Consider the following 15,680-nt stretch of genomic DNA (forward strand, 5'->3'; position numbering starts at 1 on the left):
GCCGACGTGTCGGTCGACGAATGCGTCGAAGCGTCGGGTTTCGAGGACGAGTTATCCAATTGTTCAGGGCCGCTTGGTTGACGTCTGAAAGTGCGCATTTGCGCCTCGGGGGAACTACTTTATCAGGCCGATACGACAGGCGCTGACAGCATCCACGCTCCGTTCGGCATGGGCGATTGTACTGTACATTTATACAGTTCGTCGCACATACCCCCATTGCCGATAGTCCTAATTTTCGGGGCACCCGCTTCTCCCCGCTCCCTATTTATTTCCCGCCAGTCACCGCCCCATACGTGACATGATATGATGCGAATGATTATCATTAACCAACGAAGCTGTTGAATCAGCGACGGTTGCGCCCGCGCGCGGCCGAGCCAAGATCATGATGCGTGACGACACCGGGGGCCGCACTGACCACGCACGCGCCGAAGCGTCCGGCGTGGCCGCGCTCTATCACGATCACCATGGCTGGCTTCGTAACTGGCTGCACCGCAAGCTGCGCAATCACGGCGACGCTGCCGACCTCGCCCACGACACCTTCGTGCGGCTGCTCAGCAAAGACTCCTCCGTCAGTCCGCGCGAACCCCGCGCCTTCCTGACCGTCGTCGCCCAAGGCCTCGTCGCCAACTTGCATCGCCATCGCAAGATCGAAGCCGCGTATCTCGACACGCTCGCCGCGCTGCCCGAAGCCGTCGCGCCCGATCCGGAAACGCGCGCCATCCTGCTCCAAACCCTCGTCGATATCGACCGCCGCCTAGACGGCCTGCCACCAGTCGTTCGCCGCGTCTTCCTGATGTCGCAACTCGACGGCCTCCCGCAGCGCGATATCGCCGAAGCCGTTGGCCTCTCCATTGCCACCGTGCAACGCCACATCGTCAAAGCCCTGCATACCTGCTGCTTCGGGAGCGACCACCCATGAGCGCCAATTCGCATCGCGCCGGCGACCCGCTGCCGGAATCGGTCACGTTGGCGGCCACCGAGTGGTTCGTGCGCCTGCAAACCAACAACGCCGCCGACGGCAATGCCCACGCCCGCGCAATCGACCACGCCGCATGGCGACGCTGGCACGACGCCGATGTGCGGCACGCGCAGGCATGGCAGCGCCTGGTCGACTTCGGCAGTCAGATGCGCACCGTGCCGCCTGCGATCGCACATGGCACGCTGCTACGCCTGAACGCCCGCAAAGCTAAAACGAGTCAGTCGCGCCGCCGCGTGCTGGGAATGTTGGCTTTCGCCACCGTCGCAGGCGCGGCATGGACCGCGCGCGACAGCGCCACGGTGCGCTCGCTTCGCGCCGACTTCAGTACCGGCGTCGGCGAGCGCCGTAACGTCCAGCTCGACGACGGCACCGCGCTCGCACTCAACACCGATTCCGCCGTCGACGTCCATTTCACGCAAGACACGCGCCGTCTGCGCTTACTGCGCGGAGAAATTGTCGTCACGACAGGGGCCGATGCGGACCACGGCCATCGTCCGTTCTTCGTCGATACCGCCTACGGCCGCTTGCAAGCCCTCGGCACACGCTTCGTCGTGCGCCAACACGATGAGACTACATCGGTGATGGTGCTCGAAGGTGCAGTGCGCGTGACGCCGTCGAATGCAACGTCAGACGCCATCGTGCTTACCGTGGGTCAGGGCGCCACGTTCGATGCGACGGCGATCCGTTCGCGTGTCGACGATCCCAGCGCCGCCAATGCCGCCGCCGCGTGGACGCAAGGCATGCTCGTCGTCCATGCGATGCCGCTCGGCGACTTCCTCGCCGAATTGAGTCGCTACCGGCGCGGCCATCTCAGTTGCGCACCGGAAGTGGCCAATCTGCGGGTCTCGGGCATTTATCCGGTGGACGACACCGATCGCGTGCTCGACATGCTCGCGCGCGCCCTACCCGTCGAGGTCGCGCGCTACACCCGCTGGTGGGTGCGGGTGCAGCCGGGCACGCAAACCGGCGTATCGCCGGGACGCTTCAGGGCTGTTGGCGGCGATCGAACGCATACCTGATGCGCTCGCTAACTTGACACGCGCCGCCGCCAATTCAAATTTTTTTGCCGCCGGATGAGGGGTTTTCGAATCTCGCGGGGCATAGGAAGGAATGCCCATTTCGATGTTCGATGCTCCATAGAAAGGAATCCGCCGTCATGTCTTCTCACGTCAGCCCCACGCCTTCGCGTGCCGCTCGTGTTCGCGCCCATGCTGGTACCCGCCGCGCCGTCTCGCTAGCCGCCTTCGCGCTCTTCGCGCTGAGCGCAAACGCCCATGCCGCCGACGCGGCGCCCACTGCGGCGGCTACGACTGCTACGACTGCAACAGCGGCGGCAAGCGCCGCCCGCCCCGCACAGCCGCTGCATATTCCCGCAGGCTCGCTGCAACAGGGCCTCGTTGCCTTCGCCCAGCAGACGGGGCTGATGATCTCCTACGACGCCGCCCAGATTACGGATAAGCGCACGGCTGGCGTGTCCGGCACCTACACACCGTCGCTCGCGCTGGCGATCCTGATCGAAGGCACCGGCCTGCAAGCGAGCGGCCAGCCCAACGGCGGCTACATCGTCGCCCCGGGCGCCACCGCTGGCGCCGCCGCCACCGGGGCGGCCGTCGCGCTGCCCGAGACCAACGTCAACGCACAGGCGAACCGCGACGTCGCGCGCGGTCCGGTCGTGGGCTACGTCGCCCAACGCAGCGACACCGCGACGAAGACGGACACGTCGATCATGCAAACCTCGCAGTCGATCAGCGTGATTCCGCGCGACCAGATGAACGACCAGGCGGTGCAAACCGTGAGCGACGCACTCAAGTACGCCGCCGGGGTGAACGCCGACCCGTACGGCAGCGATACCCGCGCCGATTGGTTTTACATCCGTGGGTTCAACGCCGACGCTTACTGGGACGGCCTGCGCATTCCACAAATTGCCAACCGCCCGGGCAGCTACGCCGCGATTCGCGTCGATCCGTACACGCTTGAGCGCGTGGAAGTGCTGCGCGGCCCCAGCTCGATCCTTTATGGTGCGGGCAACCTCGGTGGTCTGGTCAATCTGGTGAGTAAGGTGCCAAGCGCCGAGGCGTATCGCGAAATCGGCGTCGATTACGGCACGTTCGATCGTCGTCAACTGCGCGTGGACATGACCGGCCCGATCAATGAAGACGGCACGCTGCTCTATCGCGTGACCGGTCTGGGCCGTTTGGCGAACACGCAGACCGACAACGTGACCGACGACCGCATCATGATTCAGCCGTCGATCACGTGGCGCCCCAACGCGCAAACGAGCTTCACGTGGTTCTTCAACTACATGCAGGACAACATGGGCTCGTCGGTCAGTTACGGCCCGGCGCTGGGCATGGTGACGCCGTCGCGCTGGGGCCGCATCGATCGCGACCTGCTCACCGGCGACCCCGCCTTCGACCGCTATCGCAAGACGCAGGTCGCGACGGGCTACCGCTTCGAACATCGCATCAACGACGCGCTGCAATTCCGTTCCAGCCTGCGCTTCACGCACATGGATCTCGACTACAAGTCGATCTATGGCACAGCGCTGCTCGCCGATCAGCGCACGTTGCAACGCACCGCTTATCAGGCCGAGCCGATTCTGAACGGCTGGCAGATGGACAACAACGTGCAGTACGACACGACGACAGGCCCCATCGCACACAAAGTGGTTGGCGGCACGGACTTCCAGTCGCAACGTTTCCTGAACCGCGTGTGGACCGGTTCGGCTCCGTCGCTTGATCTGTATGCGCCGGTGTACGGCGTCAAAGGCGTGCTCCCCGCCAATCCGACCACGAGCACCGACCAAACCCAAACGCAACTCGGCCTGTATCTGCAAGACCAGATGCGCTGGGACCGTTGGTACCTGACGCTCGGCGGACGCGAAGACTTCACCTGGTCGACGACCGACAACAACATCGCCAAAACGTCCGTGAAACAGACGCCGAACAAGTTCACGTGGCGTGCGGGCTTGTTGTACGAATCGAGCTTCGGCGTGTCGCCGTACTTCAGCTATTCGACCTCGTTCCTGCCGACGCTCTCAACCAACCTCGCAGGCGACCCGCTCAAGCCGACCACCGGCCAGCAGTACGAAGTCGGTATCAAATATCAGCCCACGAACACCAACGCCATCTTCACCGCGTCGCTGTTCAACCTCACGCAGCAGAACGTGTCCACGTCGGACCCGGCGAATACGCGTAACACTATCCAGACGGGCGAAGTTCGCTCACGCGGTGTGGAGCTCGAAGGCCGCATGAGCCTCACGAACAAGCTCAATGTCGTGGCGAGCTACACATATCAAGACGTGGAAGTCACGCGCAGCAATAACGCCGATCTGGGCAAGCGTCCGTACGGCGTGCCGCGCAACATGGCGTCGTTCTGGGCCGACTACAACGTCGGCAATATCGGCGATGTGAAGCTGGGTGCTGGTGCGGGTGTGCGCTATCTGGGCCAGACGGCAGGCGACTCGGCCAACTCGTTTTCGGTGCCGGGTGTGACGCTCGTCGACGCCTCGTTGCATGCCGACATCGGCTGGCGCTGGCGCCTGCAACTGAACGCGACCAATCTGTTCGACCGCACCTACGTGGCGGGCTGTAATACCACCGTGCAGTGCTACTACGGCACGGGCCGCACGGTCATCGGCAGCGTGACGGCGCGCTGGTAATCGGACGCGTCTCGCAGACGTTAGCCCCCGGGGCGATGGAGTAGCATGGCGGCATTCGGGCTCTCCATCGTTCCCCATGGGTGCAAACCTGCTGGCGCCACGCGCCAATTTGCTGACGAAACGTGCCACAGCGCGCGTGTCGGCGACGCTTGTGTGCGTTGCCACCGCACTGGTCCTGCTCAGCGCGTGTGCGGGGCCATCGCAACGCAGCGAGGCCACCGCCGCATCGGCATCTTCGTCGGTAGCAAGTACGCAGCCCCGCTTCAACGTCGCCCGCTTCCCCATCGAGCACTACGATCAGGACGTCGATCACTGGATCCGTCCCGATGCCCCCGGCTACGACCAGCCGCTCATTTCCCAAGCAGAACAGACACGCCGCTTCGACGCTTTCCGCGCGCGCTACTTCGGCGCGGCGCCAGGTGATCCGTCGCCGTGGAATGGCACATGGCTCTCGACGTCACTGTTGACCGCCGCCGGTGCGAGTCAGGTCGCCGACTCGCAAGCCCGACGTGTGCGTCTTTTCGACAATAGCGCTGTCGGTGTTCGGAAGACATACGGCGAAAATTTCCAGCCGCACTCGCAGGCTTGGATTCGTGCAATCGAGCGGAATATGGCGCTCGCACAACTCGATGCCGATCATGCCGAGTGGCGTTACGACCCACGCCGTCGCGGCATTACGGTCGATAACGCGCTCGTGCGGCAATTGCCAACGTCCGATCCCGCGTTCTACGACTTCCATCAGGCCGGTGAAGGCTATCCGTTCGATGCACTGCAAGACTCCGCGCTTCGCCCCGGCACCCCCGTGTACACGCTCGCGCGCAGCGCCGATGGCGCATGGCTGCTCGTCTATTCGCCGGATCTGATCGGATGGGTCGATGCGCGCACCGTGGCATCGGTCGACGAGCGCTTCGTCGCCAGTTGGCTAGCGGCAGCACAGCGTGGCCTTGGGGCTATCGTGCAGGCCGACACAGCGCTCGCCGACACCGTGTCGGGCACGCAGCGGCAGGTCTATCGCACGACTGCGCCGATTGGGACGGTACTACCGATGTCCCGCCTTCGTGATGGCCGTCAGGTCGTGACGTTCCCCGTCGCCGACACGCAACGCGCAGCGGTGATGCGCACGATGCTGGTCGATGACGCCACCGCCGTGCCGATGCCCTGGACGCTGACGCCGCGTCACATGGCACAAGTGATGAAACAGATGATCGGACGGCCTTACGGTTGGGGGAACACGCTGTTCTACAACGACTGCTCGGCGGAGACGCGTAGCCTCTTTGCGCCTTTCGGTATCTGGCTGCCGCGGCATTCGTCGGATCAGTTGCGTGCGGGCCATCGCACCGACCTCCGCAACGCCGATATCGATACGCGCTTACGCACGCTGACCGAGCGCGGAAAGCCGTTGATGACGCTGATCCACATCGACGGACACATCATGCTGTATCTCGGCAACACGCAGATCGATGGACAAACCGTGCCGATGACGTATCAGAACGTGTGGGGACTATCGCCAGCGGATAACAGCCGTCGCAATGTGATTGGCGGTTCGGTGATATTGCCGTTGCTCAAGTCGTATCCGGAAGACCCGGAGGCCCGATCGCTTGCAGGCAAGCGGCTGTTCGAGCTCAGTGTGATCGGCGATGGAAATGCGGACGCTAACGGCGATGCCGCTCGCGCGCAAAGCGCGGACACCCCGGAGGAAATGCCGCAGTAAGCCGGTTACTGCCAGACAGCAAAGATATCGTTAATCGTAAAAGAACTTATGCGACTCATAAGTATGAGGATCGAAAAAATCATACATATAGTCCTCTAATGAGAACGCGGGGACGTAGTTGCCGTTTTGGTCCAACTCGCTAGTGGGCGCGACTGTTTCCACCGTATATCCCTCCGGCCCCATCGCCACCCCCTTCCAGTTCGATCCGATGAATTCTTGCTCATCGACGTGCGCGCACGAATTTTTGCCGCCGACGTAAGGATCTATCACCAGCCTTTGATCTTCATGTCGAACGGTTATGTAGATGTGATATTTGCCGGACCATCGCTCCTGCGCATCATCTGATGGATGCAGGACGATCCTGCCGTCTCCCGTTGCCTTAATGACCCTCACCTCTAGTTTTTCTTGGATATTGCGCCATAGATCGGCGTCATTTTTGATCAACTTGAGCACTTCCTGCGCCCCCGCGTCACAAGCTAAAAATCGCGCCGATCCGGTTTCAAATATTTTTTGCTTTTCTTGAAGTCGCTTAATAGCATCATTTGAATTCCCACCCCGATCCACGGAAATCTTTGGTGGAGCCGAGAGACTTTTGATTGCGAACATGATTTGTCACCTTCCGGTTGGTGGTCTTGCGTAGCATTCACGTAAAACGTCTGGACGCGACAGCGCATCGGTGCATAGTTTCGCACCGGCAATTTGAAAAATTCCGGATCACGCTGACTTTGTGAATTCCCCTGAAGCGCACACAGCGGCGTGCGCCGAACGTCGAATGCGAGGGGGGAAGGAGCGGCGGGGGAGATGGGGGGCGTGGCCCACCTTAGTGAGCCACGCGTTGGAAACTTACGCCAGTGCGGTGACGGCGATTTCCACTTCGAGGCCGGCGCGCATGAGCGGCGACTGCACGCAGGCACGCGTCGGGGCGTGGCCTTCCGGCACCCAAGCGTCCCACACGGCGTTGAATTCAGCGAAGTGCTTGGCGTCCGACAGCCAGATGTTGGCAGTCAGCAGACGGGTCTTGTCGACACCGGCCAGCGCCAGCAATTCGTCGATACGCGTGAGAATTTCCGTCGTTTGCTGCGTGACCGAAATGTTCGGGGTGTCCGGCACCTGACCCGCCAGATACACCACGTTGTTGGCGATCACGACCTGGCTCATGCGGGCATTGGTTTTCAGACGCTTGATTTCGTTCGACATGGGGGCACCGTAAAAGAAAAAGGGCCGGACGTCGGCCCAGGCCCCGATATCTTATACGACAGACGCGCGCCGCTACGTCCGGCGTTACGCATCATTAGCGAATGCTTACGACGTGCATAAAACGCGATGCCTCTACGATCACTGCGCGATCACTGCCGGATCAATGCCATCGCGCAATCGAGCACCGTGCGCTTGAGATCGGCCATGCCTTCTGGCGGCAGGAACGGGCCCATCATGTGGCGATACGACACCGTTTTGCTGATCGCCGAGGTCAGCATGAAGAACATCACATCGGCGTCTTCCACACGACGCTCCTGAGCGACGAGCCAGTCGGCCACCAACGGCACCATCGCGTCACGGTACGGGCGCACGAGGCGCTGCGTGAGGATATCGAGCCGCTCACCCTCCTCGGTCGCCGCCGTCGAGAAGAACATGCCGATATCCGGGTTATCGAATACCGCCTCCACGAATAGCTGCACCGCCTGTTCGATACGCTCGGCGGGCTCGATCGGCGCATGCCGCAACGCGAGCGTGTCGTCGATGAGCGAGCGCGTGAGCGTCGCAATCTGATCGACTACCGCCACCCACAGCGCTTCCTTCGAGCCGAAATGATGGGCAATCAACGCCGCATCGACGCCCGACGCTTCCGCAATCTGCCGCACGCTGCTCGCATAGAACCCTCGCTGCGCGAAGATGCGCCGGGCGTTATGCAGCAACGCGTCGGCACCGTGGCAGTTATCGGTAGGACGGCCGCGCGTACGTTTGCGCGGCAAATCGGCTTGCGAGACAGCTTTATTCGGAGTCATTGAGCGATGGGGTAAACGAATTCGCGACAGCAATGCGCCAAGTCTAACCGACCCGCGCCGAGCTGCCTGCCCAGACACACCCCATTTGACACGATGGGGACACGGTCGCTATTATGCGCTTATTCATCACTTGTTGAATTTGACATTTCCCCCCAAATGTCCCGCGCAAACCGAATTGTGATCGTCGGTGGCGGCGTCGCCGGTCTGATGCTGGCTACCCGCCTTGGCCGAACGCTGGGTCGTACCGGCGTTGCGCGCGTGACGCTCATCGACAGCCACCCTACCCATCTTTGGAAGCCGATGCTGCACACCGTTGCAGCCGGCACACGTGATGTGGCGCGGGCGCAGGTCGCCTATTTGGCGCATGCGTGCAACCACGGCTTCACGTACCAGGTCGGGCGTATGTGCGGGCTGGACCGGTGCAGCCGCGAGATCGTTTTGGGAGAAATGGACGCACCGGACGGCTCGCGCCTGCTCGGCGAGCGCCGGGTGCCCTACGACACGCTAGTGCTCGCGCTCGGCTCGCAGGCCAACGATTTCGGCCTCCCCGGCGTGCGCGATGCGTGTCATTTCATCGACAGCCAGCCGCAGGCGGAAGCCTTCAACGCCGCTTTGCGATGTGAAGCCGTACGCAGCACCGTGAACGACGACGCGTTACGCGTGGTGATCGCAGGCGGAGGCGCCACCGGCGTCGAACTGGCGGCCGAATTGAGCCGGATGTTCGAGATGGCAACGGCCTATGGCGACCCGCAGATCCGCGAGCGCCTGAAGCTCACGCTCGTCGAAGGCGGCCCCCGCGTATTGGGCGCCTTCCCGCCGGAAGTCTCGTCGGCGACCCAAGCGCAACTGGAACGCCTCGGGTTCCGGGTGCTGACCGACACGCGCATTGTGTGCGCCGATCACGACGGCTTTTATCGCGACGACGGTCAATTGATTCCAGGCGATCTGCTCGTGTGGGCCGCGGGTGTCAAAGCCCCGGACTTTTTGCAAGGCATCGGCGGTCTGGAGACCAATGATGCGAATCAGATCGTGGTGCGCGCCACGATGCAAACCGCACGGGACGAGCGCATTTTCGCCGTCGGCGATTGCGCGTCTCTCATGCCGACGGACGGCGCACGCGCCCTGCCGCCAACGGCGCAGGTGGCCACACAGCAGGCGGCGCATTTGAGCCGCCATCTGGGCGCCTGGCTTGAAGGTCGTGCGATGCCGCCGTTCGGGTATCGCGACCATGGCGCGCTCGTATCGCTCTCGGACTACAACGCGTTCGGAGCCCTCGGGCGATTCGGTTTTTTCAAAGGTGGCATCGTGCGCGGACGCTTTGCGCAGTGGAGCCACGCGATGTTGTACCGGCGTCATCAACATGCGCTGCACGGGGTTGCCCGCGCGACGGCGCTGTTGGGTGCCGAAAAACTCGGCGGCCTGCTCGGGCCGCGCATCCGGCTGGCTTAACTATGCGAAGCGAAAACAGAACCAATTGCAGCAACCGGAGCGGCCGTGGCCGTGTGTCCGGGATATCCAACGCCTCGGGCGCCGCCGTGCGCAACAAGGGCGTATGGCAGCACACGGTGGCCATGCTCGATGCAGAACCTGTCGAGTGCCGTCCGGTGATTCCGTACACCCGGCGCGCGCCGATCGTCCGCGTCCTCGAAATCGCGAGCGAACTGACCATCACCGTGTCGTGGAACGACGCCATGGGCGGCAACTACGGCGCGCAGATCTGGCGCGTGCGCAAGGCGCATCACCCGGGTGTATGCGCGCTCACCGGCGAGCCGATCGATGTGGGCGATTTCGTCTACCGTCCGCTCTTCGGCGACGTGCCGCCGCTCAACGCCGACGCGATGATCTCCGCCGCTGCGATCCGCCGCGAAGTGCGTGAGGAGCCCGCGCTTCAGGACGGCTGATCCGACTTACCGGCGGTGCCCCACACAGCACCGTCGCTCAAGACCCCCGCGCTGGACGCTTGTCCCCCCTCCCCCCGGAATTGGTTCAGCGTGTTACCGCCCCCCAGAGGGCGGTTTTTTTTCGTCGTGCATTTACGTCAAACAAAAGTTGCATCGGTTACATCCGTTACCAGCACAGGGAACGACCAGCGACAACTTTCGGATTAGGCTTAGCGCAGTCCAAACGAGCGGACACGTGTCACCGTTTTTTCGACGACCTGCCGCTTCAGCCTTCCGGGAGACCCTATCCGATGACATCGCGCACCTTCACGACTACCGCCTTCGCCGCCATTGCCACTATCGCCGCTATCGGCTGGATGGCCGTCAGCGCGCGCAGTTATGCGGCACAACCCGGCACCGATCCGCAACGCGCTGCGATCAAAACGCTCGTTGACCAGACCGTCGCGTCCGTCATGAAAGACAACGCCGTGCCGGGCATGGCAGTCGGTGTCATCGTCGATGGCAAATCGTATGTCTTCACCTATGGCGTCGCCGACAAAGCCGCGAACAAGCCCGTGACTGACGACACGCTGTTCGAAATCGGCTCCGTCACCAAAACGTTCACGGCGACGCTCACGGCCTACGCACAAACCACCGGCGCCCTCTCGCTCACCGACAAGACGAGCCGTTTCCTGCCGTCGCTCGCCGGAACACCGTTCGGCGATCTCACGCTGCTCAATCTGGGCACCCACACCGCGGGCAGCCTGCCGCTGCAAGTGCCGGATGCGATTCGTACCGACGATCAATTGCTCGCCTATCTCAAGTCGTGGAAGCCGGAAAGCGCGCCGGGCACCGTGCGCAAGTACTCGAACGTGAGCATCGGCACGCTTGGCTGGATTACGTCCCGCGCGATGGGCGGCGATTACACCGCGCTGATGACCCAACACGTGTTCACGCCGCTGGGTCTTTCGCACACGTACTTGCGCGTGCCTGCCGATCAGATGGCGAATTACGCGTGGGGTTATACGAAGGATGACAAGCCCGTGCGTGCGAATCCCGACATTCTTGAAGCGAAGACCTATGGCGTGAGGACGACGGCGGGCGACCTGTTGCGTTTCGTTAGCGTGCAGCTCGGCAAGCCCGTTGGCGACGCGAAGTTGCAACAAGCCATTCACGACACACGTATCGGTTACTACTTCGACAGCCCGATGACGCAGGACTTGATCTGGGAGCAGTACCCCTACCCGGTCACGCTGGATTCGCTGCTCGCCGGTAACGGACCCAAGATGGCTTACGAGACCACGTCGGCGCGTGAGCTTTCGCCGTCGATTGCGCCGACGCAGGCCGTATGGGTCAACAAGACCGGCTCGACCAACGGCTTCGGTGCCTATGTGGCCTTCGTCCCCGCGAAGCAGATGGGCATCGTGATGCTTGCCAACAAGGCGTTCCCGATTGCCGAGCGTGTACGTGCCGCGCATCAGATTCTGTCGACGCTCGACGGCACTACGCGTTGACGTACTGACGCGCTGAGCATGATGTCAACAAGCTGTGGTACGAATATCGGCTGCGCCCCGATGGGATATCCACCGGGGGATTACGTCAAGTCGACGTCATGTCGTCCCATTGCCGCTTTCGTCATGCTCAAGTTCGCAACGTCTCTCGGATTAGCGCTTGCCCTCACGGCCATCACCACCATGACCCACGCCGCCAGCACTGAAATTCAGGCATCGGGGCCACAGGGGCCGCTCGCGGGAACGCTCGAATCTCCCGCGAAGCCCCTCGCGACAGTGCTGATCATTCCCGGCTCCGGGCCGACGAATCGCGATGGCAACAACCCGCTGGGGGTACGTGCCGAGCCGTACAAGCTGCTCGCCCAAGCGTTGGCCATGGACGACATCGCCAGTGTGCGCATCGACAAACGAGGCTTGTTCGGCAGCGCAAAGGCCGTGGCCGATGCGAATGCCGTCACCGTCGACGACTACGTGCAGGACACCCTGACGTGGATCGGCACGATTCGCAAGCAGACAGGCGCGAAGTGCGTCTGGTTGCTCGGCCACAGCGAAGGCGGTTTGATGGCGCTCGCGACGGCAGCACGGCACCCGGAGGGCGTCTGTGGTTTGATTCTCGTATCGACAGGCGGGCGGCCGCTTGGCGAGGTGCTAAGCGAGCAGTTGCACGCCAACCCAACCAATGGCGTCGCAGCGAGCGCAGGCGACGTCGCCATCCAAGCGCTCACGCGAGGCGAGCGTGTGGACGTCCAAACCCTCCCCCCTCGTCTGGCCCCGCTGTTCGCACCGGCGGTGCAAGGCTTTCTGATGAGCCTCTTCGCACAAGACCCGGCCAAACTGATTGCCGACGTGCAAGTCCCCACGCTCATCGTGCAAGGTGAACGCGACCTGCAAGTAGGCGTCGTCGATGCACAGCGCCTGAAGGAAGCACAGCCTGCTGCGACGCTCGCGCTACTGCCCGACACAAATCACGTGCTGAAAACCGTGACCACCGACAACCGTGCGGCGAACATCGCAACCTACGGCAATCCGTCGTTGCCGCTCGCGCCCAATGTCGTCGCCACCATCTCGCGCTTCATCTCGACGCATCCGACCACGGATGACGCGCCGCCAGCGGCAAAATAACCGCCGACGGCGCGCCCGGCGTCACACCGACGCCGGGTCAAGCTTCTCCGGATCGATGCCGTATTTGACGATGGCCTCGGCAGCAAGCTCACGCGGCAGCTTGCCTTCATCGGCGAGCGCTGTGAGGGCGGCAAGCACGATGAAATGGCGATCCACTTCGAAGAACGTCCGCAGCGATTCCCGCGTATCCGAGCGGCCGAAGCCGTCGGTACCTAACGTCACGAAGCGTCGATTTTGGACGAACGGACGAATCTGATCGCCGACGATCTTCATGTAGTCGGTCGCCACCACCACCGGCCCGTCACGATCTGCGAGGCATTGCTGCACATACGGCACACGCGGCTTCTGCGACGGATGCAACAGATTCCAACGCTCGACGGCCAACCCCTCGCGCCGCACTTCGGTCAGGCTCGTCGCGCTCCACACGTCGCTCGCCACACCGAAATCTTTCGCCAGCAATTCGCCCGCTGCCATCACTTCGCGCAGAATCGCGCCGCTGCCCATCAGTTGCACGCGTGGCGCATCGGGTGCCGGAGCCGCCCCCTCGTGCAGCAGATACAAGCCCTTGAGAATGCCTGCTTCGGCGCCTTCCGGCATCGCGGGGTGCGCGTAGTTCTCGTTGAGCAGCGTGACGTAGTAGTAGACGTCTTCGTCGTTCGCATACATGCGACGCATGCCGTCTTGCAGAATCACAGCAAGTTCGAACTGGAACGTCGGGTCGTACGACACACAGTTCGGAATCACCGACGACAGCACGTGACTATGTCCGTCATCGTGTTGCAGCCCCTCGCCCATGAGCGTCGTGCGCCCCGATGTGGCGCCTAGCAGGAAGCCGCGCGTGCGTGCATCGCCCGCTGCCCACGCCAGATCGCCCACACGTTGCAAACCGAACATCGAGTAGAAGATGTAGAACGGAATCGTCGCGAAGTCGTGCGTGCTGTACGACGTGCCTGCCGCGATCCATGAAGCAATCGCCCCCGATTCATTGATCCCTTCCTGCAAGATTTGCCCGTCGCGGGCTTCCTTGTAGTAGCTCAGCTGACCGGCGTCTTGCGGCGTATAGAGCTGGCCGACGTATGAATGAATGCCGATCTGGCGGAACAGCCCTTCCATGCCGAACGTGCGCGATTCGTCCGGCACGATAGGAATGACGCGTTTGCCGATCTCAGGATCTTTGAGCAACGTCGTGAGCATGCGCACGAACGCCATCGTCGTCGACAGTTCGCGCTCGCCCGAGTCTTTCAGCTGTCCTGCGAAAGCGCTGAGCGGCGGTATTGCAAGCGGTGCGCGAAGACCGAAGCGTGCAGGCTGGTGACCGCCCTGCGCTGCCAATCGAGCGGCGAAATAACGCCCCTCGGGACTGTCGGGGGCTGGCTTGAGGTACGGCATGTCCGCCAGTTGATCGTCACGCACCGGCAAATCGAAGCGGTCGCGAAACGCGCGCACGGCGTCGGCGCTCATCTTCTTCAACTGATGGTTGACGTTTTGCCCCTCGCCCGCCTCGCCCATGCCAAAACCCTTAACGGTCTTCGCGAGAATCACCGTCGGGCGACCTTCGGTGCGCATTGCCTGCGCGTAGGCCGCGTGCACCTTCAGCGCGTCGTGGCCGCCACGCGCAAGTTGCCAGATGTCGTCGTCGCTCAGGTGCGCCACCATCGCAAGCAACTCCGGCGACGTGCCGAAGAAGTGCTCGCGCACGTACGCCCCATTCTGCGACTTGAACGTCTGGTAATCGCCATCGACACAGGCCATCATCCGCTCGCGCAACAGCCCGTGAGTGTCACGCTCCAGCAAGGCGTCCCAGCCGCTGCCCCAGATCACCTTGAGGACGTTCCAGCCCGCCGCGCGGAACGTCCCTTCCAATTCCTGAATCACCTTGCTATTGCCACGCACCGGCCCGTCGAGCCGTTGTAGGTTGCAGTTCACAACGAAGATCAGGTTGTCTAACCGTTCGCGCCCGCCCAGCGAAATGGCCGCGAGCGATTCCGGTTGATCCATCTCGCCATCGCCGAGAAACGCCCAAACCTTACGCCCCTGATGCGGTTTCAGACTGCGGTATTCGAGATAGCGCATGAACCGCGCCTGATACGCGGCCGTCAACGGCCCTAGCCCCATCGACACAGTCGGGAATTGCCAGAAATCGGGCATCAATCTCGGATGCGGATACGACGAAATGCCGTCGCGCCCTGCTTCGCGCCGAAAGTCGTCGAGTTGCGCTTCGGTAATACGGCCCTCCAGATACGCCCGGCCATAGATACCCGGCGCGGAGTGGCCCTGAATGTAGATCATGTCGCCGTCGAACGTCTCGGTACGGCCCCGGAAGAAATGATTGAAACCCACGTCGTACAGCACGGCCGCCGACTGATACGTCGCAATATGCCCGCCCACGTTCGAGTGCTTGCCCGCGCGCAACACCATCACCATCGCATTCCAGCGAATGAAGGCATTGAGTCGGCGCTCCAGCGACAGATCGCCCGGATAGTCGGGCTGACGCGACTTTGGAATCGTATTGACGTACGCCGTTGTCACGCGCCCATGAAAGTCGCCGTGCCGCTCGAAATCCCAATCGGCGAGGCGGTCCATCAGGTAATGCGCTCGGGCTCGGCCTTCGTATTGCGTCACACCGTCGAGCGCATCGAGCCACTCGCGCGTTTCTTGTGCGTCGATATCCGTCGGTGAGGAATTTGTTGCGGGCACCGCCTGTAGCGGTTGAGTCATGACATGCCTCCTTGTGAGTTGCAATTGCAATCGTCTTGACGGCCATTCTAGCCATGTACAATTGCAACTGCAACTCACATCCGAATTCGACGAGG

General features: G+C 62.5%; 12 protein-coding genes. 8 read left to right on the top strand and 4 right to left on the bottom strand.

Annotation, left to right across the window (positions count from 1 at the left end):
- Nucleotides 1-382: 382 nt before the first annotated feature.
- The 4 genes from ACPWR9_RS04695 to ACPWR9_RS04710 all read left to right on the top strand — a co-directional run bounded on the left by ACPWR9_RS04695 (nucleotide 383) and on the right by ACPWR9_RS04710 (nucleotide 6,351).
- A complete protein-coding gene (locus ACPWR9_RS04695) occupies nucleotides 383-919 on the top strand; it encodes a sigma-70 family RNA polymerase sigma factor (protein WP_426296262.1) in 537 nt (178 codons plus the stop codon).
- Complete coding sequence (locus ACPWR9_RS04700) at nucleotides 916-1,998, top strand: FecR domain-containing protein (protein WP_426296261.1); 1,083 nt, start codon at nucleotides 916-918, stop codon at nucleotides 1,996-1,998. The genes ACPWR9_RS04695 and ACPWR9_RS04700 overlap by 4 nt, the downstream gene beginning before the upstream one ends.
- A 137-nt stretch (nucleotides 1,999-2,135) precedes the next feature.
- Entirely contained in the window at nucleotides 2,136-4,640 is a 2,505-nt protein-coding gene (locus ACPWR9_RS04705; RefSeq protein WP_426296260.1) for a TonB-dependent siderophore receptor, read from the top strand.
- A 76-nt stretch (nucleotides 4,641-4,716) separates the two neighbouring features.
- The gene (locus tag ACPWR9_RS04710; RefSeq protein ID WP_426296259.1) at nucleotides 4,717-6,351 is read left to right on the top strand and encodes an SH3 domain-containing protein; all 1,635 of its coding nucleotides are present in this window, start codon (nucleotides 4,717-4,719) and stop codon (nucleotides 6,349-6,351) included.
- Nucleotides 6,352-6,381: 30 nt separating this feature from the next.
- Here ACPWR9_RS04710 and ACPWR9_RS04715 read toward each other — a convergent pair whose 3' ends face one another.
- The 3 genes from ACPWR9_RS04715 to ACPWR9_RS04725 form a co-directional block, all read right to left on the bottom strand.
- Nucleotides 6,382-6,957 carry a hypothetical protein gene (locus ACPWR9_RS04715; protein ID WP_426296258.1) on the bottom strand — a complete coding sequence of 192 codons (576 nt, stop codon included), beginning with the start codon at nucleotides 6,955-6,957 and terminating at the stop codon, nucleotides 6,382-6,384.
- A 237-nt stretch (nucleotides 6,958-7,194) separates the two neighbouring features.
- Nucleotides 7,195-7,548, bottom strand: coding sequence for a RidA family protein (locus ACPWR9_RS04720; RefSeq protein ID WP_150679509.1), 354 nt, complete (start codon nucleotides 7,546-7,548; stop codon nucleotides 7,195-7,197).
- 149 nt (nucleotides 7,549-7,697) lie between these two features.
- The gene (locus ACPWR9_RS04725; protein WP_426296257.1) at nucleotides 7,698-8,354 is read right to left on the bottom strand and encodes a TetR/AcrR family transcriptional regulator; all 657 of its coding nucleotides are present in this window, start codon (nucleotides 8,352-8,354) and stop codon (nucleotides 7,698-7,700) included.
- Between the two features lie 156 nt (nucleotides 8,355-8,510).
- Here ACPWR9_RS04725 and ACPWR9_RS04730 point away from each other — a divergent pair, with 156 nt between their 5' ends.
- From ACPWR9_RS04730 to ACPWR9_RS04745, 4 genes are all read left to right on the top strand, one after another.
- Nucleotides 8,511-9,803, top strand: a complete 1,293-nt coding sequence (locus ACPWR9_RS04730; RefSeq protein ID WP_426296256.1) for an NAD(P)/FAD-dependent oxidoreductase — start codon at nucleotides 8,511-8,513, stop codon at nucleotides 9,801-9,803.
- A 53-nt stretch (nucleotides 9,804-9,856) separates the two neighbouring features.
- Nucleotides 9,857-10,255, top strand: coding sequence for a DUF3331 domain-containing protein (locus ACPWR9_RS04735; RefSeq protein ID WP_174987924.1), 399 nt, complete (start codon nucleotides 9,857-9,859; stop codon nucleotides 10,253-10,255).
- Nucleotides 10,256-10,545: 290 nt separating this feature from the next.
- Nucleotides 10,546-11,748: a class C beta-lactamase gene (gene ampC / locus ACPWR9_RS04740; protein WP_426296255.1), complete on the top strand. Its 1,203-nt coding sequence runs from the start codon at nucleotides 10,546-10,548 to the stop codon at nucleotides 11,746-11,748.
- A 123-nt stretch (nucleotides 11,749-11,871) separates the two neighbouring features.
- Complete coding sequence (locus ACPWR9_RS04745) at nucleotides 11,872-12,867, top strand: alpha/beta hydrolase (protein ID WP_426296254.1); 996 nt, start codon at nucleotides 11,872-11,874, stop codon at nucleotides 12,865-12,867.
- A gap of 21 nt (nucleotides 12,868-12,888) precedes the next feature.
- Here ACPWR9_RS04745 and aceE read toward each other — a convergent pair whose 3' ends face one another.
- Nucleotides 12,889-15,585: a pyruvate dehydrogenase (acetyl-transferring), homodimeric type gene (aceE, locus tag ACPWR9_RS04750; protein WP_426296253.1), complete on the bottom strand. Its 2,697-nt coding sequence runs from the start codon at nucleotides 15,583-15,585 to the stop codon at nucleotides 12,889-12,891.
- Between the last annotated feature and the right edge of the window lie 95 nt (nucleotides 15,586-15,680).

The sequence above is a fragment of the Pandoraea pneumonica genome (genome assembly GCF_049918595.1).
In the GTDB taxonomy this organism is placed as follows: domain Bacteria; phylum Pseudomonadota; class Gammaproteobacteria; order Burkholderiales; family Burkholderiaceae; genus Pandoraea; species Pandoraea pneumonica_A.